The 23,024-nt window shown below is 73.4% G+C and carries 17 protein-coding genes; 11 read left to right on the top strand and 6 right to left on the bottom strand.

What is annotated here, in order from left to right:
• The first annotated feature begins 8 nt into the window (after positions 1-8).
• The 6 genes from AB0C16_RS04795 to AB0C16_RS04770 all read left to right on the top strand — a co-directional run bounded on the left by AB0C16_RS04795 (position 9) and on the right by AB0C16_RS04770 (position 5,251).
• Positions 9-1,037 carry an ABC transporter permease gene (locus AB0C16_RS04795; RefSeq protein ID WP_357678908.1) on the top strand — a complete coding sequence of 343 codons (1,029 nt, stop codon included), beginning with the start codon at positions 9-11 and terminating at the stop codon, positions 1,035-1,037.
• Entirely contained in the window at positions 1,034-1,900 is an 867-nt protein-coding gene (locus tag AB0C16_RS04790) for an ABC transporter permease (protein WP_357678906.1), read from the top strand. The genes AB0C16_RS04795 and AB0C16_RS04790 overlap by 4 nt, the downstream gene beginning before the upstream one ends.
• Positions 1,897-2,823: an ABC transporter ATP-binding protein gene (locus AB0C16_RS04785; RefSeq protein ID WP_357678904.1), complete on the top strand. Its 927-nt coding sequence runs from the start codon at positions 1,897-1,899 to the stop codon at positions 2,821-2,823. The genes AB0C16_RS04790 and AB0C16_RS04785 overlap by 4 nt, the downstream gene beginning before the upstream one ends.
• A complete protein-coding gene (locus AB0C16_RS04780) occupies positions 2,820-3,737 on the top strand; it encodes an ABC transporter ATP-binding protein (RefSeq protein ID WP_357678902.1) in 918 nt (305 codons plus the stop codon). The genes AB0C16_RS04785 and AB0C16_RS04780 overlap by 4 nt, the downstream gene beginning before the upstream one ends.
• Positions 3,734-4,711, top strand: a complete 978-nt coding sequence (locus tag AB0C16_RS04775) for a Xaa-Pro peptidase family protein (protein WP_357678901.1) — start codon at positions 3,734-3,736, stop codon at positions 4,709-4,711. The genes AB0C16_RS04780 and AB0C16_RS04775 overlap by 4 nt, the downstream gene beginning before the upstream one ends.
• A gap of 228 nt (positions 4,712-4,939) precedes the next feature.
• Positions 4,940-5,251, top strand: a complete 312-nt coding sequence (locus AB0C16_RS04770; protein ID WP_357678899.1) for a DUF6401 family natural product biosynthesis protein — start codon at positions 4,940-4,942, stop codon at positions 5,249-5,251.
• A gap of 83 nt (positions 5,252-5,334) precedes the next feature.
• On the opposite strand, the gene AB0C16_RS04765 is transcribed toward AB0C16_RS04770, so the two are convergent.
• Positions 5,335-6,189, bottom strand: a complete 855-nt coding sequence (locus AB0C16_RS04765; protein WP_357678897.1) for a hypothetical protein — start codon at positions 6,187-6,189, stop codon at positions 5,335-5,337.
• 162 nt (positions 6,190-6,351) lie between these two features.
• Here AB0C16_RS04765 and AB0C16_RS04760 point away from each other — a divergent pair, with 162 nt between their 5' ends.
• Both AB0C16_RS04760 and menC read left to right on the top strand, forming a co-directional pair.
• Positions 6,352-6,942: an acyclic terpene utilization AtuA family protein gene (locus tag AB0C16_RS04760; protein WP_357678895.1), complete on the top strand. Its 591-nt coding sequence runs from the start codon at positions 6,352-6,354 to the stop codon at positions 6,940-6,942.
• Positions 6,943-7,194: 252 nt separating this feature from the next.
• Complete coding sequence (gene menC / locus AB0C16_RS04755; RefSeq protein ID WP_357678893.1) at positions 7,195-8,295, top strand: o-succinylbenzoate synthase; 1,101 nt, start codon at positions 7,195-7,197, stop codon at positions 8,293-8,295.
• 41 nt (positions 8,296-8,336) lie between these two features.
• Here the strand turns inward: menC and AB0C16_RS04750 are convergent, their stop codons facing one another.
• On the bottom strand, positions 8,337-9,647 hold the full coding sequence (locus AB0C16_RS04750; RefSeq protein WP_357678891.1) for a serine hydrolase: 1,311 nt from the start codon (positions 9,645-9,647) through the stop codon (positions 8,337-8,339).
• 259 nt (positions 9,648-9,906) lie between these two features.
• Between AB0C16_RS04750 and tuf the strand changes: the two genes are divergently transcribed.
• A complete protein-coding gene (tuf, locus tag AB0C16_RS04745) occupies positions 9,907-11,073 on the top strand; it encodes an elongation factor Tu (RefSeq protein ID WP_357678889.1) in 1,167 nt (388 codons plus the stop codon).
• Between the two features lie 60 nt (positions 11,074-11,133).
• Here the strand turns inward: tuf and AB0C16_RS04740 are convergent, their stop codons facing one another.
• The 4 genes from AB0C16_RS04740 to AB0C16_RS04725 all read right to left on the bottom strand — a co-directional run bounded on the left by AB0C16_RS04740 (position 11,134) and on the right by AB0C16_RS04725 (position 21,101).
• Positions 11,134-14,001 carry a glycoside hydrolase family 2 TIM barrel-domain containing protein gene (locus AB0C16_RS04740; RefSeq protein ID WP_357678887.1) on the bottom strand — a complete coding sequence of 956 codons (2,868 nt, stop codon included), beginning with the start codon at positions 13,999-14,001 and terminating at the stop codon, positions 11,134-11,136.
• Positions 14,002-14,073: 72 nt separating this feature from the next.
• On the bottom strand, positions 14,074-15,318 hold the full coding sequence (locus AB0C16_RS04735) for a M20 family metallopeptidase (RefSeq protein ID WP_357678885.1): 1,245 nt from the start codon (positions 15,316-15,318) through the stop codon (positions 14,074-14,076).
• 157 nt (positions 15,319-15,475) lie between these two features.
• Complete coding sequence (locus tag AB0C16_RS04730; protein ID WP_357678883.1) at positions 15,476-18,859, bottom strand: phosphodiester glycosidase family protein; 3,384 nt, start codon at positions 18,857-18,859, stop codon at positions 15,476-15,478.
• A gap of 73 nt (positions 18,860-18,932) precedes the next feature.
• Complete coding sequence (locus AB0C16_RS04725; protein WP_357678881.1) at positions 18,933-21,101, bottom strand: hypothetical protein; 2,169 nt, start codon at positions 21,099-21,101, stop codon at positions 18,933-18,935.
• Between the two features lie 314 nt (positions 21,102-21,415).
• Between AB0C16_RS04725 and AB0C16_RS04720 the strand changes: the two genes are divergently transcribed.
• Together AB0C16_RS04720 and AB0C16_RS04715 are read left to right on the top strand one after the other, a co-directional pair.
• Positions 21,416-22,051, top strand: a complete 636-nt coding sequence (locus AB0C16_RS04720) for a hypothetical protein (RefSeq protein ID WP_357678880.1) — start codon at positions 21,416-21,418, stop codon at positions 22,049-22,051.
• Positions 22,052-22,291: 240 nt separating this feature from the next.
• The gene (locus AB0C16_RS04715) at positions 22,292-23,014 is read left to right on the top strand and encodes a VIT1/CCC1 transporter family protein (RefSeq protein WP_357678878.1); all 723 of its coding nucleotides are present in this window, start codon (positions 22,292-22,294) and stop codon (positions 23,012-23,014) included.
• The last annotated feature ends 10 nt before the right edge of the window (positions 23,015-23,024 follow it).

Raw genomic sequence — 23,024 nt, 5'->3', positions numbered from 1 at the left:
CTCGCGACGTGCCGAAGAACCCGCTCGCCCGGTTCCTGATCCGGCGGATCCTCACGGCCGTCCTGCTGGCCTGGGGCATCACGCTGGTGACGTTCGTGCTGACGAACCTGGTGCCGGGCGACCCGGTGGCCGCCAACCTGGGCCAGCGGGCGCTGGGCGACCCGGCCATCGTCGCCCAGTGGCGGGCCGACCACGGCCTGGACAAGCCCCTGTGGGAGCAGTACGTGCTCTATCTGCAGGGCCTCGTCCAGGGCGATCTGGGCACCAGCCAGCAGAGTCACCGGCCGGTCGGCCAGGACCTGGCCGAGTACGTGCCGGCGACCCTGGAGCTGGCCGGGGCGGCGATCGCCGTCTCGCTGGTCCTCGGCGTGGGGTTCGGCGTCGTGGCGGCGCTGCGCCGGGACCGGTTCGCCGACCACGCGCTGCGGGTGCTGAGCCTGGTCGGCATCTCGGTGCCCACGTTCTGGCTGGCGCTGGTGGCGTTCTACGTCTTCTTCTACCGGCTGCAGATCACCCCGGGCAGCGGGCGCGTCGATCCGGCGCTCGGCGGGGCGCCGCCGGTGACCGGGCTGCAGACGATCGACGCGCTGCTGGCGGGCCGGTGGGACATCTTCGTTTCGGCGGCCGGTCACCTGGTCACGCCCGCCCTGGTGCTGGCGCTCTACACGATCGGCCTGCTCACCCGGTTCACCCGCTCGGCGGTGCTGGAGGTGCTGGGCCAGGACTACGTGCGCGCCGCCCGGGCCAAGGGGCTGCCGGGCCGGGTGATCCTGTTCCGCTACGTGCTGCGCTCGGCGCTGGTGCCGATCATCACGGTGGCGGGCCTGGCCTTCGGCAGCCTGCTGTCCGGCACGGTGCTGGTCGAGGCGATCTTCGCCTGGCCGGGCATCGGCCAGTACGCCTACAAGAGCGCCACCACCCTCGACCTGCCCGCCGTCATGGGCGTCGGCCTGGTCGTGGGGGTGGTGTACCTGGTCATCAACCTGATCGTGGACATCCTGTACGGCGTCATCGATCCCCGCGTGAGGTTGCAGTGAGACGGGATCGCAAGGGGCTGCTCGGACGGCTCCCGGAGGCGTGGCGGCAGCCGCTGGCCGTGGTGGGGGCCGCGGTCGCGGTGGCCTGGCTGGTCATCGCGATCGCCGCGCCGGTGCTGGCGCCGCACGACCCGCTGGCCCAGGACCTGCCGCGGCTGGCCGCGCCGGGCCCGGGTCACTGGTTCGGCACCGACCAGCTCGGCCGCGACGTGCTCAGCAGGGTCATGTACGGCGCACGGGTGTCGATACCGCTGACGCTGCTGCTGGTCGTGTTGTCGGTGCTGATCGGCGGCCTGCTCGGCGCCTGCGCCGGATATTTCGGTAGATGGGTGGGTGAGACGATCATGCGGGTGGCGGACCTGGTGTTCGCCTTCCCCACGGTCATCCTGGCCATGGTGGTGGCCGCGGCGCTGGGGGCGAGCCTGACCAACGCGGTGCTGGCCGTGCTGGTGGTCGCCTGGCCGTCCTACGCCCGGGTCACCCGGGGGCTGGTGCTCGGCGTGCGGGAGCGGGAGTTCGTGCTGAGCGGGCGGCTGCTGGGCTTCTCGGCCTGGCGCTCGCTCCGCGTCGACGTGCTGCCGAACGTGACCGGCCCGGTGCTGGTGCTGGCCACGCTGGACATCGGCACCGCGCTGCTGCTGCTGTCGGGCCTGTCGTTCCTCGGCCTCGGCGCCAAGCCGCCGTCCCCCGAGTGGGGGGCGATGGTGGCAGGCGGCGTGGAGGTGTTCGACAGCTGGTGGGTGGCGACGTTCCCCGGGCTGGCGATCCTGACCGTGGTGCTGGCGTTCAACTTCCTCGGCGACACGCTGCGCGACGCCCTGGACCCGCGTACGGCCCGAGCCATCAAGGAGCGTGCGCTGTGACCTCCCGGAGTGCGCTGGACATCAGCGGGCTGAAGGTGTCGATCGGCGGCAGGGAGATCCTGCGGGGCGTCGACCTGTCCCTGGCGGAGGGCCGGGTGCACGGTCTGGCCGGGGAGAGCGGATCGGGCAAGACCATGACCGGCCTGGCCGTGCTCGGGCTGCTGCCGCACGGCGCGCGGGCCACCGGCCGCGTCGCGCTCGGCGACCGCGACCTGCTGGCGCTGCCGCCCAAGGAGCTCAACCGGGTACGCGGCGGCGAGGTGGCCATGGTCTTCCAGGATCCGGCGACCAGCCTGCACCCGATGCTCACGGTCGGCAGGCAGCTGACCGAGCACATGCGCCACCACCTCGGAGTGAACAAGGCCGAGGCGAGGGCCAGGGCCATCGAGCTGCTGGCCAAGGTGCGCATCCCGGGCGCCGAGGAGGCGTACGGGCGGTTCCCGCACCAGTTCTCCGGCGGCATGCGCCAGCGCGTCGCGATCGCCGTCGCGCTGGCCTGCTCGCCCAAGGTGCTGATCGCCGACGAGCCGACGACCGCGCTGGACGTGACCGTGCAGGCGGGCGTGCTGCGGCTGCTGCGCGGCCTGTGCGACGAGCTCGGGCTGGCGGTGCTGCTCGTCACCCACGACCTGGGCGTGATGTCGGCGATCGCCGACGAGGTGAGCGTGATGAGGGAGGGCCTGGTCGTCGAGACCGGGCCGCGCGGCCGGGTGCTGCGCGAGCCCGCCCACCCCTACACCCGCTCGCTGCTGGCCTCACTGCCCGACGCGTTGCCCGACTCGCCGCCCGACTCGCCGCCCGACTCGCTGCGCGACTCACTGCCGGGCGCGCTGCCCGACTCGCTGCCCGACTCGCTGCCCGACTCGCTGCCCGACTCACCGCCTGACTTGCCGCCCGATTCGCCGCCGGGAGAGACCGTATGACGCTGGACATCAGGGACCTGGTCGTGGAGCACCGCTCCCCCGGCCGCCCGGTCGTGCGGGCAGTGGCGGGAGCGAGTCTGACCGTCAGCCCGGGCGAGGTCGTCGGCCTGGTCGGCGAGTCGGGCTGCGGCAAGTCGACGCTGGCCCGCGCGGTCTGCGGGCTGAACCCGGTCACCGAGGGCTCCATCGCCTTCGAGGGCCGGCCGGTCAGCCCGCTGGGGCTGCGGCGCAGGCGGGAGACGGGCATCCAGATGGTGTTCCAGGACCCGTACGCGTCGCTGAACCCGCGCCGCCGCGTGGGCGACCAGATCGCCGACGGGCTGCGAACCGCGCGTGACACCTCCGCCACCCCCGCCGACCTGCTGGAGCGGGTGGGGCTGCCGCGTGACTTCGCCGACCGGCACCCGCACGAGTTCTCCGGCGGGCAGCGGCAGCGCATCGCCATCGCCCGGGCGCTGGCGGCCAGGCCGCGGCTGCTGATCGGCGACGAGCCCATCTCCGCGCTGGACGCCTCGGCCCAGGCGCAGGTCGCCACCCTGATGCGGGATCTGGCGGTGGACGCGGGCGCGGGCCTGCTGTTCATCAGCCATGACCTGTCGGTGGTGCGGCTGATCGCCGACCGGATCGCCGTCATGTACCTCGGCAAGATCGTCGAGGTGGGCGACACGGCAGAGGTGTGGGCCGACCCCCGGCACCCGTACACGCGGGCGCTGCTCCGGGCCATTCCCCGGCCCGACGGCATGGGCGTGCTGCCCGCCGAGCTGCCGGGCGACGTGCCCGATCCGGCCAATCCGCCGGGAGGGTGCCGGTTCCACCCGCGCTGCCCGCTCGTCATGGACGTGTGCCGGGACAAGGAGCCCGACTTCGGCCCGGTCGCCTGCTGGCTGCACGAGCCGGACCACGCGACCGAATGACGACGGGGACGCGGGTGGCCGCCGTGCGCGCGGCCATGGCCGAGGCCGGTCTCGACGCGCTGGTGCTGCGCCCCTCCCCCGATTTCAGGTTCCTGGGCGGTCGGCACGGCCCGTACCTGGTGGTCACCGCGGACGCGCTCGCCGAGACCGCCGACCCGGGCCGGCTCCTCCCGGCCGGGGTGCGGCGGGTGGGGGTGGATCCGGAGATGCGGGTTCGCGAGCTGTTCGCGCTGGCGATCGAGGCCGAGCTGGTGCCGGCCGCGGTCGTGCTGGAGCCGCTGCGGCTGCGCAAGGAGCCACGGGAGGTCGAGGCCATCGGGCGGGCGGCCGGGGCGGCGGAGGCGGTCCTCGGGCAGGTGCGGGAGCTGGCGTGGTTCGGGGCGACCGAGCGGGCGATGGCGGCCCGGCTCCGGATGCTGCTGCTGGAGACGGGCTGCGAGGAGGTGCTGTCGCTGCGGGTCGCGGCGGGCGAGCACACCGCCCGGCCGGACCACCTGCCGGACGAGCGGGTGATCAACCCGGGTGACGCGCTGCTGGTCTCGCTCTGCGCCCGGTGGGACGGCTACTGCGCGGAGGTGGCCCGCGTCTTCGCCGTCGCCGAGCCGCCGGAGGACTTCGAGGCGATGTACTCGGTGGTGCTCGCCGCCCACGGCGCGGCCCTCCGGTCGGTCGGGCGATCCGCCACGGCCGCCGAGGTGGCCGTCACGATCAGGGACGTGATCGACGGCAGCGGCTACGGCCACTTCGCGGCGGCCCGCTTCGGCAGGGGGATCGGCCTGGGGCACGACGAGGGCCCGGAGCTGCGGCCGGGCGACGGCACCGCGCTGGAGCCCGGGATGACGCTCTGCCTCGAACCGGCGATCTACGTGCCCGACCTGTTCGGCGCCCGGCTGGCCGACGTGGTCGCCTGCACCCCGGACGGTCCACTCGCGCTCACCACCACCCCGCACGCGCTGCACGTCCTCGACCGCTGACCGTGCCACCGCTGACCCGTGCCGACCGGTCATCCGCCCCGCCGCTGCCCCGTGCCGACCGGTCATCCGCCCCGCCGCTGCCCCGTGCCGGCCGGTCATCCGCCCCGCCGCTGCCCCGTGCCGGCCGGGTCATCCGCGCCAGGAAGCGGCCCGGCGTTCGCGCTCGCAGCGGCCCCGGCGGTCGCGGACTGGGGTGAGCACCCATAACCGGACATTATGGTTATTTGGGTGTTGTTTGAGGATGGATGGGCGACTTCGCCGTTGCGGTGGCTGATGGACACGGTGGGGCACGGGCAGCTGGCCCGGATGGCCGTCGAGCCCGGTCTGGTGGCGGCGGTGGACCAGCACGCCGCGGCGCTCCGCGACACGATCCCGCTCGACCGCGAGACGCTCGGCGACTACCTGCTGGGGTTCGCCGACGAGCTGCGTCACCTGAACTGGAGGCCGATCGGCGAGAACGACGCGGTCGCCGTGCGGCTGACCGCGATCTGCTGGCTGGCCCGCGAGCTGAGCCTGCTGGCCGACGAGTCTCCCGCCTGATCCCATCTCCGGCCAGACGCTCGCTGCCGGAGGGCGACATGGAAGTGACCGGGACTGGTGTGTCCCGGTCACTGTCAGGCGGCTCAGAAGTCCGGGCGGTCCCGGGTGGTCGTGCTCCCCGGATCGGTGCGGGGGGTCGTGCTCCCCGGCTCGGTGCGGGTGCCGCCCGGCTCGCCGTGGACGGGTGCGGCAGGCTCACCGGCAGGCTCACTGACCGGCGCCATCTGCCGGGCGTCCTGCCGTCCCCTCTGGTAGGCCTCGGCATGAGCCTTGGCCTGTGGGACCTGCTGCTCGATGGTGCCCAGCCAGCGTTCCCAGCGCTGCTGCATGGGCCGCACCAGGCCGCCGCCGAAGCCGATCGCGGCGATGGCTCCGACCGTGGCGAGCACGGTGATCAGCACCGGCGTCGTGACGGTGGTGGCCACGCCGATCTGGTTGAGGGCGGCGATGATGCCCAGCGCCCAGATGAACACCGCGGCGGCCGCCCCGAGCCAGCGGCCGTAGGACAGGCCGCCCAGCGCGCCGGAGACGACGTCCCTGACCGCGCTGGCGATCGCGCCGGCGATCACCACGATGATGATGGCCACGATCGCCAACGGCAGCCAGCCCACCACGGCGTTCAGCAGCGACGAGATCGGGTTGGGCCCGAAGACGCTGAACGCTATCTGCAGCGTGACCAGCAGGATGGCGTAGTAGACCACCTTCGCGACCAGGCCGCTGGCGGTGTACTTGCTGCGCTCCAGCGCGCGGCTCATGCCGCTGCGCTGCACCGCCCGCTCGAAGCCGACCTTCTCCAGGATCTTCTCGGCGAGTTTGCCCAGCACCTTGGCGATGAACCAGCCGATGACGAGTATGACGAGAAAGGCGACCAGCCTCGGGACGAAAGTGGCAATCTGCCGCCAAACATCCGTGAGGCCTTGGCCTATGTTGATATCCACGGTTTCCTCCTTCGAGGCTTCACCGCACCGCGCTACCCCGAGGGCGATATCTCACACACGCACAGCGACGAGGCGAGGTTTCCGAGCCGCCATCCGGCCCCTCACGTGGTCAAATAATGGTCACCGTGTGTGATCGCATCGGTCAACGGGTAGTCATGCCCCATGTTGCGGATCGGCCGCTGGGGCGTCGCCGAATCGAGGGACATCGTCGCCTGCGGATGGCGCGACGGCCGTCCGGGACGTGCCCGGACCGGCATCAAGCTGATCTTCGAGGCGGGCGGCGCGGTGCCCGACCTTCCCGGCCTGCGCGTCGGCACCCAGGTCGTCCGGGGGGCCGAGCGGATCGCATGGGAGCTCTGCCAAGGGCTCGACCTGGTCCTCACCGAGCCGGGTGATCCGGCGGCGTCCGTGGTGGCCGCCGCCATCTGGCACTACGGCTGGAGCCTTGACGACCTCGACGCGCTGGCCGGCGCGACGGTCGGCGGGCTGGCACTCGCCGGGCAGCCGGTGCCGTGCGTGCTGGAGATCCGGCGCGACGGCGGCACCGCGCTGCACGGAGACGTCACCACCGACGGCGTGCTGACCCGCCTGTCCGCCTGCTTCCCGGCCGGCCGCCACCCGACGCCCGAGGTGACGGTGCCGCTGCGCTCGGTCCGGCTCAGCCCGGGGACACCGTCCGGGGTCCGGATCGCCCCCTGCGTGGGCGAGCCGGGCCTGGCGGCGACCCGGCGCCCGCCGCGCCCCCGTTCCTGACCGGACCGTCGGGCGCTACCAATCCGGGGGCCGCCTTGGTGCACCCGCACGAATCCCGCCCCCCCCGCACGATGGCATACGGTCAGCGTGACACCGGCGGGACACCGGAAGCCGATCCGCGTGTCGCGCCGGACCGGCCGGGAACGGCGAAGGCACGGCGGCATACCGTACGGTACGTGCCGGGTGGCCTGCCAACTGAGGGACGCGCGACCACGGGTTCCACGAGAAGTCCTACTACGCAGTGGAGCGAGTATGAAGATCACTGGAGTTGAGCTGCGGCGGATCGCGATGCCCCTGGTGGCACCGTTCCGCACCTCGTTCGGCACCGAAAGGGCCCGCGACGTGCTGCTCGTCAGGGTCGTCACGCCCGACGCCGAGGGCTGGGGCGAGTGCGTGGCGATGTCGGAGCCGCGCTACTCCGCGGAGTACGTCGACGGCGCGGCCGAGGTGATCCGGCGCTTCCTGCTGCCGGCGCTGCCGGGCGACCTCGACGCCAACACCGTGGGCCGCGCGCTGGAGCCGATCAAGGGCCATCGCATGGCCAAGGCCGCCGTGGAGACGGCCGTGCTGGACGCGCAGCTACGAGCCGCGGGCGAGTCGTTCGGCCGGTTCCTGGGCGCCGCGCGTGACCGGGTGCCGTGCGGCGTGTCGGTGGGCATCATGGACTCGATCCCGGAGCTGCTCGACGCCGTCGGCGGTTACCTGGACGAGGGCTACGTGCGGATCAAGCTGAAGATCGAGCCGGGCTGGGACATCGAGCCGGTCCGGGCGGTGCGCGAGCGGTTCGGCGACGACGTGCTGCTCCAGGTCGACGCCAACGCGGCCTACACGCTGGTGGACGCGCGGCACCTGGCCAGGCTGGACGAGTTCGGGCTGCTGCTGATCGAGCAGCCGCTGGCCAACGACGACTTCGTGCAGCACGCCAGGCTGGCCGGGCAGCTGCGCACCCCGATCTGCCTGGACGAGTCGATCGAGTCGGCCGAGCACGCGGCGGCCGCGATCGCGCTCGGCTCCTGCTCCATCATCAACATCAAGCCTGGCCGGATCGGCGGATACCTGGAGGCACGGCGCATCCACGATCTGTGCCGGGCCAACGGGATCGCGGTCTGGTGCGGCGGCATGCTCGAGACCGGGCTCGGCCGGGCCGCGAACGTGGCGCTCGCCGCGCTGCCCGGCTTCACGCTGCCCGGCGACACCTCCGGCTCGCGCCGCTACTACGCGACGGACATCACCGAGCCGTTCGAGCTGTCCGACGGGCATCTGGAGGTGCCGTCGGGGCCGGGGCTCGGCGTGGAGCCGATCCCGGCCGTGCTCGACGAGGTCACCACCTCCACCGAGTGGATCCCTCTGTAGTCCGGCCGCCGCGAGCGCTCGCCCGGGTCCGCCCGCGGCTCTCAGCCGGTCCTGGGGGTGGCGCGGGCGCCCAGGTGGACGTAGGGGGAGCCGTCGGCCAGCTCGTAGAACACGGCCGAGGTCCAGGCGGGGTCGCCGGGCAGGCGTCCGACGAAGGTCGTCTCGTCGACGGGGACGAGGTCGGCCTCCTGCGGCCTCTTCAGCGCGGCCAGCGCGCCGGTGGCCTCCATGAGCAGCCGGAGCCCGCCGTCGCGCTCGGTGATCGTCAGGCGGGCGCCGGCCCGCTCGTAGCGGCCCGCGTACCGGGCGGTGTCGACCTGGACGGGGGTCTCGGGCGGGCTGAGGGCGGGCGGCACGGTCAGGCCGTCGAGCTCGGCGAACAGCTCGGTGGCCAGGGCGCGGGTGAACGCGGCGCTGTGGCCGCCGTTGGCCGTCACGCAGACGATCGTGCCGGTGCCGGGAACGACCCAGAGCATGGCATGCTGCCCGATGGTGTTGCCGCCGTGGGAGATGACGCGGTGGCCGTCCCACTCGTCGAGGATCCAGCCGATGCCCCAGTGCCTGCCGAGCGTGTGCGGGTTGGGGATGTCGACCTGCGGCTCCCACATGGCCCGGGGGTCGTCCAGCAGGCCGCCGTCGAGGTGGGCCCGGGCGAAGGCGACCACGTCGGCGGGGCGGGCGCAGATCAGCCCGGCGGGCCCGGCCGAGCGCATGAGCCCCCACATCGGGGCGGCCTTGCCGTCCAGGTGGCCCATGGCCGGGCGGAAGCGCAGCACGTCCTCGGGCAGGGTCCAGGTGTGGGTGAGCCCGAGGGGCTCGATGATCCGTTCCCGCAGCACGTCGTCCCAGCGTTTGCCGTCGAGCCGTTCCAGGATGCGGCCGGCGATCACGAAGCCCGAGTTGCAGTAGGACTGAGTGGCGCCCAGGGGGTGGTTCTGCGGCAGGGCCGCGCAGGCTTCGACGTACCTCTCCACGCAGTCGTCGCCGCGTCCGGTGTCGAGGAACAGGTCGCCGTCGATGCCGCTGGTGTGGGTCAGCAGGTGCCTGATCGTGACGGACTTGGTCACGTCGGGATCGGCCACCCTGAACTCGGGCAGCACCTCCAGCACCGGGGTGTCCAGCGCCGGGCCGCCCCGCTCGGCCAGCTGCATGAGCATGGTGGCGGTCCACACCTTGGTGACCGAGCCGATCTGGAAGAGGGAGTCGGGGGTGGCCTCCACGCCGGTGGCCTGGTTGAGCACCCCGGCGGCGAACTCGTGCACCTCCCCGTCGTGCAGGTAGGCGAGGGCCGCCCCCGGCACCTCGTACTCGGCGATCAGCTCGGCGAGCCGGTGACCCGTTAATCCAGCCACGCGATGCTCCTCTCGTTGCGGTCGGCCATACACATCTTGCCGGAATAATCCGTTGCCGCCCGGTGCTGAGAGCCACATCATGGTCATCATGTTCCGGCACGCTCAGCTCTCGGCGCCCGCACGCGCGGGCGCTTTCGAGCGTGCCCTCGACGGCCTGGAGCGCTGACCTCTTCCCGTAAGTCCCGAATGTGACCCGGCGGGGGGAGGTAGCCGACTCTGACGGGTCACCACGGATCCAGGCTTTCGAAGGAAGAGAACCATGGCCAAGCAGGCCTACGCGCGCAACAAGCCGCATCTCAACATCGGCACGATGGGCCACGTCGACCACGGCAAGACCACGCTGACCGCCGCGATCACGAAGGTGCTCGCGGAGCGCGGGCAGGCGACCTACACGCCGTTCGAGCGGATCGACCGCACCCCGGAGGAGCACTCCAGGGGCATCACGATCAACATCTCGCACGTCGAGTACGAGACCGCCGGCCGGCACTACGCGCACGTGGACATGCCGGGCCACGCCGACTACGTGAAGAACATGATCACCGGGGCGGCGCAGCTCGACGGGGCCATCCTCGTGGTGTCCGCGCGGGACGGCATCATGCCGCAGACCCGGGAGCACGTGCTGCTCGCCAGGCGGGTCGGCGTCGAGCACCTGGTCGTCGCGGTCAACAAGGCCGACGGCGCCGACCCGGAGCTGACCGACCTGGTGGAGCTGGAGCTGCGGGAGCTGCTCGCCGAGCACGGCTACCAGGACGTCGCGATGGTCCGGGTGTCCGGGCTGCGCGCCCTCGCGGGCGACCCGGAGTGGACGGCGTCGATCGACGCCCTGCTGCGGGCGGTCGACGAGCGCATCCCCGTGCCGGTCCGGTACGTGGACGCGCCGTTCCTGATGCCGGTCGAGAACGTGCTCACGGTCACCGGCCGGGGCACGGTCGTCACCGGGGCCATCGAACGCGGCACGGTCCGCGTCGGAGACCAGGTGGAGGTCGTCGGGTTTGGCGACGGGTTCACCGCGGTGGTGACCGGGGTGGAGACGTTCGGCAAGACGATGGAGCGGGGCGAGGCGGGCGACAACGCCGCGGTCCTGCTGCGCGGTGTCCGCCGCGAGCAGGTACGGCGCGGCATGGTGCTGGCCGCGCCCGGCAGCCAGCGGGCTCGCCGGTCGTTCACCGCCCGGCTCTACCTCCTCACGCCGGAGGAGGGCGGGCGGCGCAGGCCGGTCGCGTCGGGCTACCGGCCGCAGTTCTACCTGCGGACCACCGACGTGCCCGGCGAGCTCGTCCTGGCCGGGCCCGCGCGGCCGGGTGACACGGTCGAGGTGACGGTCGAGCTGGGCAAGGCCGTCGCGGTCGAGCCGGGGCTCGGCTTCGCGATCCGCGAGGGCGGTCTCACCGTCGGCGCGGGCACCGTCCTCACCGTCCCCGACTGACATCGGGGCCGGCGGTCCGCCGGCCGGACCTGTGACGGGACGGGGCCGGCCGCCGGGACGTCACATCGGGTCGAAGCGGAGGCGGAAGGTCGTCTCCGCCGGCCTGAGGTCGTACCGGGGCAGGGCGCCGGGGCCGCAACTGGCGGTCCCGACGCCCTGCTGGGCGAGGTCCAGGTTGACGTGCACGCGCTCGCCCGGCACCAGGTCGGGCCGGTGGCGGGCGCGTTCGAGGTCGGTCGTGGTCCAGCGCCGGGCGGTCAGCCCGAACACCGGGTCGCCGGTGATCCGCAATCCCTGGCCGGAGCCGGTCAGCTCCGCCCAGCGGACGCCGGCCCGGTGACCGTTCTCCTGGGGGTAGACGTACGGCGTCTGCAGCTCCTCGACGGTGGCGGACCACCTGCCGACCCTGGCGGCCAGGCCCGTGTCGGGGTACGCCTCGCCGGGGCCCCCGCCGAACCAGGTGACCTGCCCGAAGGACGCGGGCAGCGCCATGACGACGCCGAGCCTCGGGATGGGCTCGGCCCACTCCCCCTCGGGAACGATGTCCACGGCCAGCCGGAGCCCGTCGCCCGCCTGGGTCCAGTGGTAGGTGACGCGCATCCCGAGGTCGGTGGCGGCGGGCGCGACCCTGGTGCGCACGACCAGGCCGACTCCGGTCTCCACGGTGTCCACCCGGTGCGTGAGCCGGTGCAGGCCGAGCCGCCGCCAGGTCCGTTCGAGCCCGCCGTACCGGTCGTTGTCGACCGGCGCCCGCCACAGCTCCAGCCGCGGTCCCTCGACGTCGATGCCGAACAGCCGCACCAGCCGCCCGGTGGCCGGGTCGAAGCCGCCACCGCCGACGGCCACCTCCCCCACGACCACACCCGGCTCCGCGAGCGTGGCCGGGGCCGGGTTTTCCGGATCGGCGTCCGCGATGTCCGGGCGGCCGTCGCGATGTTCCGGGTGCGGACCGGCCGGGGGCGGCGTGGGGACGGGCGGTGACAGGCGGGACTGGGCCCAGGCCACCTCGTGGCCCGCCTCGGCCCAGGGCTCGTCGGCCGCCAGCACGGCGCGGACGGTCAGCCACCGCTCGCCCTCCCCATCGAGCCAGGCGGACGGCGCGGGCAGTTCGACCTCGCCGCCGGTGGCCGGCACGTCGAGCGTGAGCTCGGCGACCGGCACCCCGTCGGCCTCGACGACGCCGAGGAAGGCCAGGTGTGACAGGTCCCGGAACCCGTGCAGGTCGCGGACCCGCACCACACGGCCGGAGAACTCGAACCGGACCGGCTCGAACACCTTCTTGAGGTCCAGCAGCCCGGGCGACGGCGTCCGGTCGGGGAACACCAGCCCGTCGATCACGAAGTTGGAGTCGTGCAGCGGCTCCCCGTAGTCGCCGCCGTAGGCGTGGCCGAGGGCCGGGTGCGCCAGCCCGTGGTCGATCCACTCCCAGACGAACCCGCCGGCCAGCCGAGGGTGACGTTCGAACAGCTCCTGGTATTCGGCCAGCCCGCCGGGCCCGTTGCCCATGGCGTGGGCGTACTCGCACTGCAGGAACGGCATCGCGCGGCGGCGCGCGTCGAGGACGGGGTCGGCGAGCGGCTCCTCCGTGCCGAGCCCGATGGCCTCGACCTCGGCGTGCGTGGCGTACATCCGCGAGTAGACGTCGGTGTGGGCGCAGGACAGGTCGCCCTCATAGTGGATCGGCCGGGACGGGTCGCGCTCGCGGGTCCAGGCGGCCATGGCCGCGAGGTTGCGCCCCACGCCCGCCTCGTTGCCGAGCGACCACATGATCACGCTGGGATGGTTCTTGTCCCGTTCGACCATGCGGCGCATCCGGTCGAGGCACGACTCGGCCCAGCGGGGGTCGCCTGCGGGGTTGCCGCGCCAGCCGACCTGGCCGAAGCCGTGCGTCTCCAGGTCACACTCGTCGATCACCCACAGCCCGAGCTCGTCGCAGAGGTCGAGGAAGGCCGGGTGCGGCGGGTAGTGGCTGGTCCTGACGGCGTTGACGTTGTGCCGCTTCATCAGCAGCACGTCCTCGCGCATGGTCGCGTACGTCACCGCGCGCCCGTGCTCGGGGTGGAACTCGTGCCGGTTGACGCCCTTGAGCAGCAGGGGGCGCCCGTTGGCGAGCAGGACGCCGTCCTCGATGGAGATGGTGCGGAAGCCGACGCGCAGCCGTACGGACTCGTCGGGCAGGGTCACCACCGCGTCGTAGAGGCGGGGCGTCTCGGCCGTCCACGGCTCGACGTCGAGGGTGATCTCGGTGCCGGCCGGGAGATCGGCGACGCCCAGCTCGGGGACGCACAGCCGGCCGGAGCCGTCGAAGGCGAGCGTGCCGCGCCCGCCGGTGTAGGAGGCGCGCACGAAGACGTCGGCGGCCGAACGGGTCAGTGTCACGTCGCGGAAGATGCCCGGCAGCCACCACATGTCCTGGTCTTCCAGGTAGCTCGCGGCCGACCACTGGTGGACCCGCACGGCGAGCACGTTGCGTCCCGGCCTCAGGCTCGGGCCCGCGTCGAACTCGACGGGCAGCCGGCTGCCGGTGGAGTAACCCAGCTCGTGACCGTTGAGCCAGACCCGGGCGTAGGAGTCGACGCCCTCGAAGCGCAGCCGGCCGCCGCTCCAGCCGGCGGGCAGGTCGAAGGCGCGCCGGTAGTCGCCGGTCGGGTTCTCGGTCGGCACGTGCGGCGGGTCGAGGGGGAAGGGGTAGGAGACGTTGGTGTAGGCGGGGGCGCCGTGGCCGTGCAGCGGCCAGTGCGACGGCACGGGCAGCTCGTCCCAGCCCGAGTCGTCGTAGCCGGGGTCGGCGAAGTCCTCGGGGACGTGCGCGACCGGTGACAGGCGAAAGCGCCAGACGCCGTTGAGGTCGAGGGCGGGTGCGTCGGAGTGGAGGGCTGCCCGGGGTTCGAGGCGGCCCGCGCCGGGGGTGAAATGCGCGAGATTCATCCCCGCCGAGCCTAAAGGGTCGGCCGGGCGGGGCGTGGTGAGCGCCTCCTCTGACCATGCTGCCGGAGGACGTCATTCCCCGGGTTCTTGCCGATCCGCCGCCGTGAGATAGCCGGCCAGCAGCGCCTCCGCCACGTCCTCGACCGCCGCCGGGCCCGGCAGGAACTCCGCGCTGTGCAGCCCCGACACCGTGTCCACCCCGACGAACATCATCAGCGACGGCGCCACCGACGCGTAGTAGGCGAAGTCGTCCGCGCCGCACGAGCGCAGCTCCTCGGTGACCGTCCTGCCCCCGTGCCGCAACAGCTCCCCCGCCTGCATGGCCAGCTCCTCGTCGTTGGCGAGCACCGGCTCACCGATCAGCACGCGCACCTCCGCGTGGCAGCCGAAGGCCCTGGCCACGTCCTCGACCATCTGGGTGAACCGGTCGTGCAGCTCGAAGCGCCACCGCTCGGACATCGCCCGCAGCGTCCCCCGCGCCGTGGCCTTGGCCGGGATGGCGTTCGGCGCCGTTCCCGCGTTGATCGTGCCGAAGGTGACCACGGTCGGCACCATCGGGTCGGCGGCGCGGCTGACGAGCTGCTGCACGGCCACGATGACCTGGGCCAGGCCCACGACGGGGTCGCGGGCGAGCTGCGGATAGGCGGCGTGCCCCTCCGAGCCCCTGATCGTCAGCTCGAACTCGTCGGCCGACGCGTTGACCGGGCCGGGGGTGCACGACACCATGCCGGCGGGCAGCACCGGCTGCACGTGCGCGCCGATCATGGCCCGGACCTGGTGGCGGTGGAGCACCCCCGACTCGACCACGTCCCAGGCGCCCGAGGGATAGCCCTCCTCGCGGGGCTGCAGGACGACGAGCAGCGGGGCCACCGTGGCCGGGCCGGGACCCGCCACCGGGAGCGCCCTCGGCCCCCAGGCCTGGCCGTCGGTGCCCGTGCCCGGCCAGGACTCCCCGGCGGCGCGGACCCTGTCCACCGCGCGGGCCAGGGCGACGACGGCGGCCAGGTGAACGTCGTGGCCGCAGGCGTGCATGGCGCCGTTCGCGGAGGCCCACGGGACGCTGGTGCGCTCGGCGATGGGCAGCGCGTCCAGCTCGCCGCGCACCGCCACCGACGGGCCCGGGCCGCCGATCCTGACCACGGCGCCGGTGTCGGCCACGTACTCGACCAGCCCGCCCGTCAGCGCGTCGAGCACCAGCTTGAGGGTGGGCCCCTCTCGCCCCGACAGGCACGGCTGCGCGTGCAGCTCCCGCCTCAGCGCCTTGGCCGCGGGCAGCTCCGCCCGCAGCGCCTCCCGCAACAGTGCCCCCGTACTCACGCACGCGCCCCCTTCTCCGGCCGGATCTCGCGCCGCTCCTACCCTCGTGCGGGTCTGGATCACCCGCCGCGGCGGGCGGGATCGCCGGTTCGCCCGGGATCCACGACGTCACCGGGCGAACCGGGGCCCGAAAAACCCGCCCTCGCACGGGCCCGGGTCAGGCCGCGGCCTTGGCCGCCACCGCGATCACCGCCTCGCGTCCGACGCCGCTGACCGTCACCGTGACCGTGACCTGGCCCTCGCGCAGCGCGGTGAGCGTGCCCGTGGCCGGGTCGAGGACGGCGACGTGCCGGCTGCCGGCCGTCGAACGCGAGCCGACGTGCAGGCCGGCCGAGCCCGACCACTCCACGGACACGGGATGGGCGGCGGGCACCGCGCGGGCGCCCTGACGCACCGTGGCCGTGACGGAGCCGGTGCCGCCCACGGGGAGCGAGGCGGGCGCCGTCAGCGTCAGCTCGTCCACGTGCGGGCGGACCTGGGTGCCGATCCAGGTGGGCGCGTCCACGAACCAGTTGCGCCTGACGTGCTCGGCCTCCTGGGCGCTCACCGGGTCCACGCCCCACAGCGACCACCCGGTGAACCCGCCGTCGTCCGCGGGGGTGGCCGGGTTCTTGCCGGAGTTGCCGTTGACGAAGTACGGCACCGCGTCGACCCGCGCGGCGTGGAAGGTGCCGACGTGCGCCCCGATGAAGGCCGCGCCCTTGCCGGTCGTCCGCTGGAAGTCGGCCAGCCAGCCCTCGACCAGGGCGGCCTCCTTGCGGTCGCCGAGCTGGCTGCCCTTGCCGGGCGTGGGGTCGCGCGGCGGCACGTGGAACAGCACCGCCACCGAGCCGACCGACGCGTCACGGGCCGCCGCGTCGAGCTGCGAGCGCAGCAGGGCGACCTGCTCGTAGCCGCCGCCCCGCAGGTTGAGCCGCGAGGTGTCCAGCGTGACGAACCGGGTGCCCTTGTGGTCGAACGTCCGGTACGTGTCGCCGAACACGGCCCTGAAGTTGTCGATCTTGCCGCCCATCACCTCGTGGTTGCCGGGCACGTAGTGATAGGGCAGCGTCCCGCCCAGCTCCTCGTCGAGGATCCTCTTGGCCAGCGCGAAGTCCTCCGGCGACGCCTCGTCCACCAGGTCGCCGTTGATCAGCAGGAAGTCGGGCGCGGCCGCCTTGATCTCGCGCAGGGTGCGGCGGGCGTTGCGGACGATGTCGCTGTCCGGGTCGCGCGCGACGAACTGGGCGTCGGACATGACCGCGAACCGCCACGGCATCGTCGCCACCTCGGGCCGGACCACCGGGTCGGCCACCTTCGCCGCGGCCGGCGCCTCGATCGACGGCGGCACCTTGGCCACCAGCCCGTCGATCAGGATCTCGTTGGTGTACTTCTGGTCGGCCTTCGTCTCGGCCACGTAGAAGCGGCGCAGCCTGAGCGGGTAGTTGACGCCCGCGGGCACGGCGAACTCGACGAACTTCCAGCCGGTCCAGGTCATGTACGGGCCGCGCAGGATCTGCGACTGCCCGAGGGCGTCGTAGAACTCCAGGCTGGGCCACTCCCCCTTGCCGGTGGAGTTGATCCACAGCCCGAACGCCTGCGGCTGGCCCGGGATCTCCAGCTGCCGCGGCGGGCTGGCGTAGGCGGCGCGGGTCGCGGTGGACTGGGTGAAGTCGTAGGCCAGCCTGAGCCCGCCCCCGCTCTGTCCCGGCGCCGCCGACAGCGAGCCGGTGGCCCGGGCCGCGGCGAACGTCCAGGAGGCGGCGTCCTCGAAGTCGGCCACCGGCCGGTCCTCGAAGCCCACGGTGACGGGCACGGCGGCGCTCGTCTTGCCCACCTTGGCCGTGATGAGCCCCGACCCGGTGTCCCGCTTGGCCCGTACGGTGAAGTAGCCGTGCTCGGACGGCGTCACCTCGAACAGGTCGCGGTCGTAGGACAGGGTGACGTCGTCGGGCTCGATGGGCGCGGAGTTGCCGTTGCGGTCGTAGCCGACCACGCCGAACGTGGCCGTGCCCGAGGCTCCGGCCAGGCCGACCCGGTCGGCGGTCATGCCGAGCCGCCGCAGGGGCTGGAGGACGGTGAGCTCCAGCGTGCCCTTGGCGCCGTCGCGGGAGGCGGTGACGGTCGTGCGGCCGGGCACCAGGGCGTGGAACCTCCCGTCGCGGATCACGCCGTGCGCGATCGGGGCGGCCTTCCAGGACGGGGTTCCGGCGGCGGGGCCGTACGTCTCGTCGTATCCGGCGGCGGTCAGCAGCCTGGTGAGACCGGGGAAGACGCGGTCGGGACGGCCGCCCGCGACGGGCGAGGCGCCGGGCGCGCGGGCGGGGTCGGTGGCGGTCTCCAGCCAGAATCCCTTGAGCTTGCCGCTGCCCTCGGGCGCGAACAGGGCCAGGCCGTTGGGGACGTGCCGCTCGCCGCCGTCGGACGGGCTGTTCTCGACCCGCACCTCGGCCGAGCCGGGCTCGCGGGCGAGCAGGGTCGAGGAGCCGCCGCCGTCGAGGTTGAGCGCGTCGGCGGCGCCCAGCTCGGCCATCATCGCGCCCAGCTCGTTGAGCGTGACGCCGCGGCTGTCGGCCTGGCGGCCGTCCACGGTCAGCAGGTGCATCGTGCGGCCGTCGGCGGAGAAGCCGACCGCGGTGCGCGGGTGCGCGGCCGGGTCGGCCGAGTTCTGCACCACGCCGTCCTTGACCAGGACGTGGTTGCCGCCGACGGCGGCCTTGACCGCGCCGCCGTCGGACGCCCTCGGCCGGTACGTCACGTCGACGCGGTCGCCCGCCCGGAGCCCGGCCAGCGCGGCGGCCCCGGCGTCGCGGCCGAGCAGGATCGTGGTGCCCGCGGGGATCGGACCGCTGCCGGCGGCCTGCCGTACCTCGGTGACGACCCCGTCGACCAGCTCGACCTCGGTGACGGCGGCGGCGCCCTCGACGGCGCGGGCCCGCGTGTAGGAGCCCCACAGCGGCGTGAACAGGCCGACCCCGCCCGCCTGGACGAGCTGGTTGAACTGGGTGAGCGTGATCGGGGAGCCGCCGCCGGGGGTGGCGGTGCCCTCGAAGTACATCTTCAGCACCCGTCCGACGCCGTCGCCCGTGACCGCGACGGCGTTGTCGTGGCCGGCGACGGGCGACTGGACGAGCGAGCCGTCCTGGACGCCGACGCCCTGGGCGGCGCCGGAGTTGTTGATGTCGAAGAAGTCGCCGTTGACGGCGGCGACGGCGCGGGCGCGGTTGGCCGGGCCGGACAGCGGCTCGGTCTTGGACACCTCGCCCGAGAACACGTAGTCGGCCCTGGCGCTGCCGAGGTCGGCGGTGAGCGCGTCGGCGCGGAGCCAGCCGAGCGCGTCGTAGCGGTCGAACGAGGTGAGCGAGATGCCGGGGGCGACGGGCCTGGTCTTCCTGTCGGTCTCCAGGCGCTCCCCGGAGGCGGCGGCGAGCAGGGTCGAGGGGGGTGGGTAGGACGACGCCGTGAGCGTGTCCTCTGCCGGGGGCGTGGGATCGGCCAGCGCGGGCGCCGCGATGCCTAAGACGATCGCGGCGGCCGCGGCCGCGTAACGGAGGGTCTGCACGACCGAACTCAATCGCCCGTGGCTATTACTTTCAAGACTTGGAGATAAACTAAAAGAAAATTTCAGATCTTGTTCAGGCCTGACCCGGCACGGGATCGGCCCGGGGAGCACGCTCGCCGCGCTCACCGGGCTCACCGCGCGCACTGGGCTCACCGGGCTCGTCGCGCTCGCCGCCGAGCGGCTCCGGCTGCTCGGGTGAGCGCAGCCCCGCGTAGAGCACCAGGGGCACCGCCAGCGCCACGGCCATCGACAGCACGGCCGTGCCCGAGTCGTTGACCAGCATCCCGACCACACCGCTGACCAGCGCCCCGATGAGCCCGGCACGCAGCATCGGGGCGCGCGCGAACGCCTGGGGCAGCAGCCCCGCGCTGGCCTGCCCGGGCCGCAGCAGCGCGAAGATCAGGAACGCCAGGCCGGCGATCACGATCGGCATCAGGTTGGGCGAGAGCATGGTGTTGAGCATGGCCCCGAGCTTGCGGCCGATCATGGGCAGGAACGTCCCGTCGATCACCTGCCCGACGAACCGGCCCAGGTGCGTCTGCGAGCCGGGCGGGCGCAGGTGGTCGAGCACCGCGATGACCGACACGGCCAGTCCGCCCAGCACGCAGAACCCGGCGAGCCGCAGGATCGAGACCCGCTTGCCGGCCACGAGCAGCGCCGTGACGGCGATGCCGGGAACGAACGCGATCACGCCGCCGAAGTCGCTGCCGATGCCCGGCCAGCCGGCCAGCAGCATCGTGGCCACGCCGAGCGTCGCGACGATCGCCACCGCGAGCCGGTTGCGCCCGGCGCGCACCAGGTGGTCGGCCGCGACCGCGGTCACCATGAGCACGGCCGTGGCCAGCAGCGCGAACGGGATGTTGGCCAGCCCGTGGTAGCGCCCGCCGACCACGGCGGTGTAACCCATCAGGCTGTTGAACTGCAGCGTCGTCCCCGTGAGCAGGTCGCCGAGCAGGACGGCCGCGGTGACCGCGGCGACCACGGCGGGCGGCCCCAGCGGGTGGCGCCGCCACGGCCCCGCCATGGCCGCCAGCAGGATGAGCCCGGCCAGGCCGAGCACCCCGCCGACCAGCCCCACCACGGGGTGGTCGCCGCGCGCCCACGGCAGCAGGTTGACCAGGTATGTCGAGACGGGGATGGAGGCGAGCCCCAGCGCGACCACGCCCACGGCCATCGGCCGCCTGCGCCGCGCCAGCAGGAAGTAGGCCACCGCGTAGAAGGCGACCTGGCTGATGGCGAACGCGGTGAAGAACACGCCGGTGGTCAGCCGCACGGTCGTGCCGGCCAGGTCGGCTATGCGCAGGTCGGCGGCGGCCTCGTCGAGCCCGGTGGCGCGGCCGAGCGCCCACGGCACGCCGACGACGGTCGGCGGGACGGAGATGCCCGCGGCGGTCAGCACGGTGGGCGCGATGTCGGGCAGGATCACCATGTCCTCGCGCCTCGTCGAGGTGGTGCCGACGAAGGCCCCGGCCGCTCCGGGACGCTTCCACATCACGACCCGCAGGTGCGGCACCGAGCCGTGGTCGCCGATCCCGGCGAGCACCACCTCGGCATCGGCGGGGACCCTGGCCAGTGCGGCCCCGACCTCGGCGTCGGCGGCGCGCACCGCCTCCTGGCGGCGCGCGGGGCCGAGCGCGTCGGGCTCCTTGGGCAGCTTGCCGTCGGTCAGGTAGGGGCTGATCAGCTCGTCCACGTCCACGGCGACGACCTTGCAGCGTGACCAGTCGGCCAGGCCGGCCGGCTCCGGCGCGTAGAGGTCGACGGCGCCCTGGCGGTCGGCGAGCGCCAGGGCCGCGCCCCTGCCGACCGCCGCGGTGCACTGGCCCGCCGTGTGCACGGCCTCGCCGAGGGTGCCGGCGTAGGTGCCGTCGCGCTCGCCGAGCAGGTCCTTGAAGCCGGGGACCTTCGCCCCCGTGCCCTGGAGGTCGGGCTCGGGCGGCAGCCCGCATCCGTGGCCGACGGCGGAGCGCACCCCGGCCGAGACGGTCAGCCAGCCGTCGTAGGGGCAGGTGACGGTGCCGAGGGTCTTGACCGAGACCGAGCCGAGCCCGCTCTGCCCGGCGAGCCGCCACAGGTGCGGGGTGGTCGTCGGGTCGAGGTCGTCCCAGTGCAGGCCGGGCACGCCGATGAAGACCACCCGCCCGCCGGCCTCCTCCGCGGCCGCGGTGGCGGCGGACGCGCCCACGGCAGGCAGCGCCCAGCACAGCGTCGCCGCGACCAAGAGCAGAAGTGCCTGCCTCACCGTTGGCCCCCATCCAAGTGAGAAGCCCGCGGCGGCGACGTCCGGTGTGCCGCGCGGTGCTCAAGTCGGGAAGTGTCGGCAACGTAGCACGGGGTCGTCCGGAACGGCGCCACCTTTTGATCAACGTTCCGCGCGCGTTATCCCGCGCGCCACACCGGTCCCTCGCGGTCCATCACTGGCGTCCGGGCGATCGACGGCGCAGACTGGAAGAACGGCGATCCGTGGAAGTAGGAGCACCCGTGGACAACTACCTAGATCATATGCCGGTTCTGTCCCGAGGTAGGCATCGTAATCCGAAGCGTGGTGCCTGCTTCATGGAGCTGGCGTCCTACCTAGCCGGAGAGCGGTGGAGCGATCACCCGGCCTGCACGCACCCGTTGCTGGCCGCTCTCGCCCGCCTGGTCAACGACAACGTCGACGACGACAGCCGCGCCGAGCTCGTCGGGCTCGTCCCGTCGATCATCGGCCTGGCCAGTGACGACCTGCGCGTGGACGCGCGGATCGCGTTGCGCTGCGCGACGGCCGCGCTGCCGGTGGCGGCGGCCGAACGCCAGCTCGCCCTGGCGGTGTCGGTCCTGGCCGCCGAGGAGATGCTGGCCAGGCTCGACGGGGCGCCGTCGGGCCGGATGAGCGAGGCGAGCCGGCAGGCGATGGCTCAGGTGCCGTACGCCGCCGAGCAGGCCAGACGGTTCAGCCGTGCGGCGAAGATCACCGAGAAGGGCTTCCGCCGTTACGCCGCGCCCAACGCGGTCCAGCTCGCGGTGGTCGGGATCGTGCAGGCCTGCATTCCCGACCCGGACAAACTGCTGCGCGAGCTGCTGGCGGGCGCGATCGGCGACTGCACGACGCTGATCCGCGACACCGGCCCAGCCGGCCCAGTCGGTGTGGTCGGCCCAGTCGGCGCGGCCGAGGCCACTCGGGACGAGCGAGCCGTCCCCAGCCACGCCTGACCCGCCCGGCCCCAGCCGGGAGTGACCTCGTCGTCCCCGGCCGTTCGCGCGTGCCCGCCCGCGGTCGCTCCGGGGCGGGGGTTCAGGGACGGCCGGGGAGTTCGTGGTATTCGCTCATAGTTTCGTGACACAGTGTCACGAAAGTACAGAAGCGCAGGTCAGGCAAGCCTCCCCTTCGTTGCGACACGTACGGAAATATGCCTAAATTTCTAGACGAGTTGTGATTAGGAGGGGACTTTCATGACCATCGAGCTCGACCAGCCGCACTCCCCGGAGCGGCACCACCATCACCGGGACGTGTCCGGAGGGTGGTTGCGGCCGGCGGTGTTCGGGGCGATGGACGGGCTCGTCTCCAACTTCGCGTTGATCGCCGGTGTGGTGGGCGCGGCGGGCGCGGGCCAGGCGGCGGTGCTGGCGGGGTTCGCGGGCCTGGCCGCCGGGGCGTTCTCGATGGCCGCGGGCGAATACACGTCGGTGAAGTCGCAGACGGAGCTGATGAGGGCGGAGATCGCCGTGGAACGCCGCGAGCTGGCCCGCAACCCCGAGGGCGAGCAGGCGGAGCTGGCAGCGCTGTACCGGGCCCGCGGCCTGGACGCCGAGCTGGCCGACCAGGTGGCGGCGGGGCTGTCGGCCGATCCGGAGCAGGCCCTGCGCGTGCACGTGCGCGAGGAACTGGGCGTCGACCCCGACGACCTGCCCTCGCCCTACCTGGCCGCCGCGTCGTCCTTCGGCGCGTTCGCGGCCGGGGCGCTGGTGCCGCTGGTGCCGTTCCTGTTCGGGGCATCGGGGCTGGCGGTGGCGCTGGTGCTGAGCGTGCTGGCGCTGTTCGGGTTCGGCGCGGCGGTCGCCCGGCTGACCGCCCGGCCGTGGTGGCTGGGCGGCCTGCGCCAGCTGGGGCTGGGCGTCGGCGCGGCGGCCGTGACGTACGGGCTCGGCCACCTGCTCGGCGTCACGATCGCCTAGCGACCACGCG

Origin of the sequence: Nonomuraea sp. NPDC048916 (assembly GCF_040649575.1) — a bacterium.
In the GTDB taxonomy this organism is placed as follows: domain Bacteria; phylum Actinomycetota; class Actinomycetes; order Streptosporangiales; family Streptosporangiaceae; genus Nonomuraea.
This window is presented reverse-complemented; position numbering and strand designations above follow the sequence as displayed.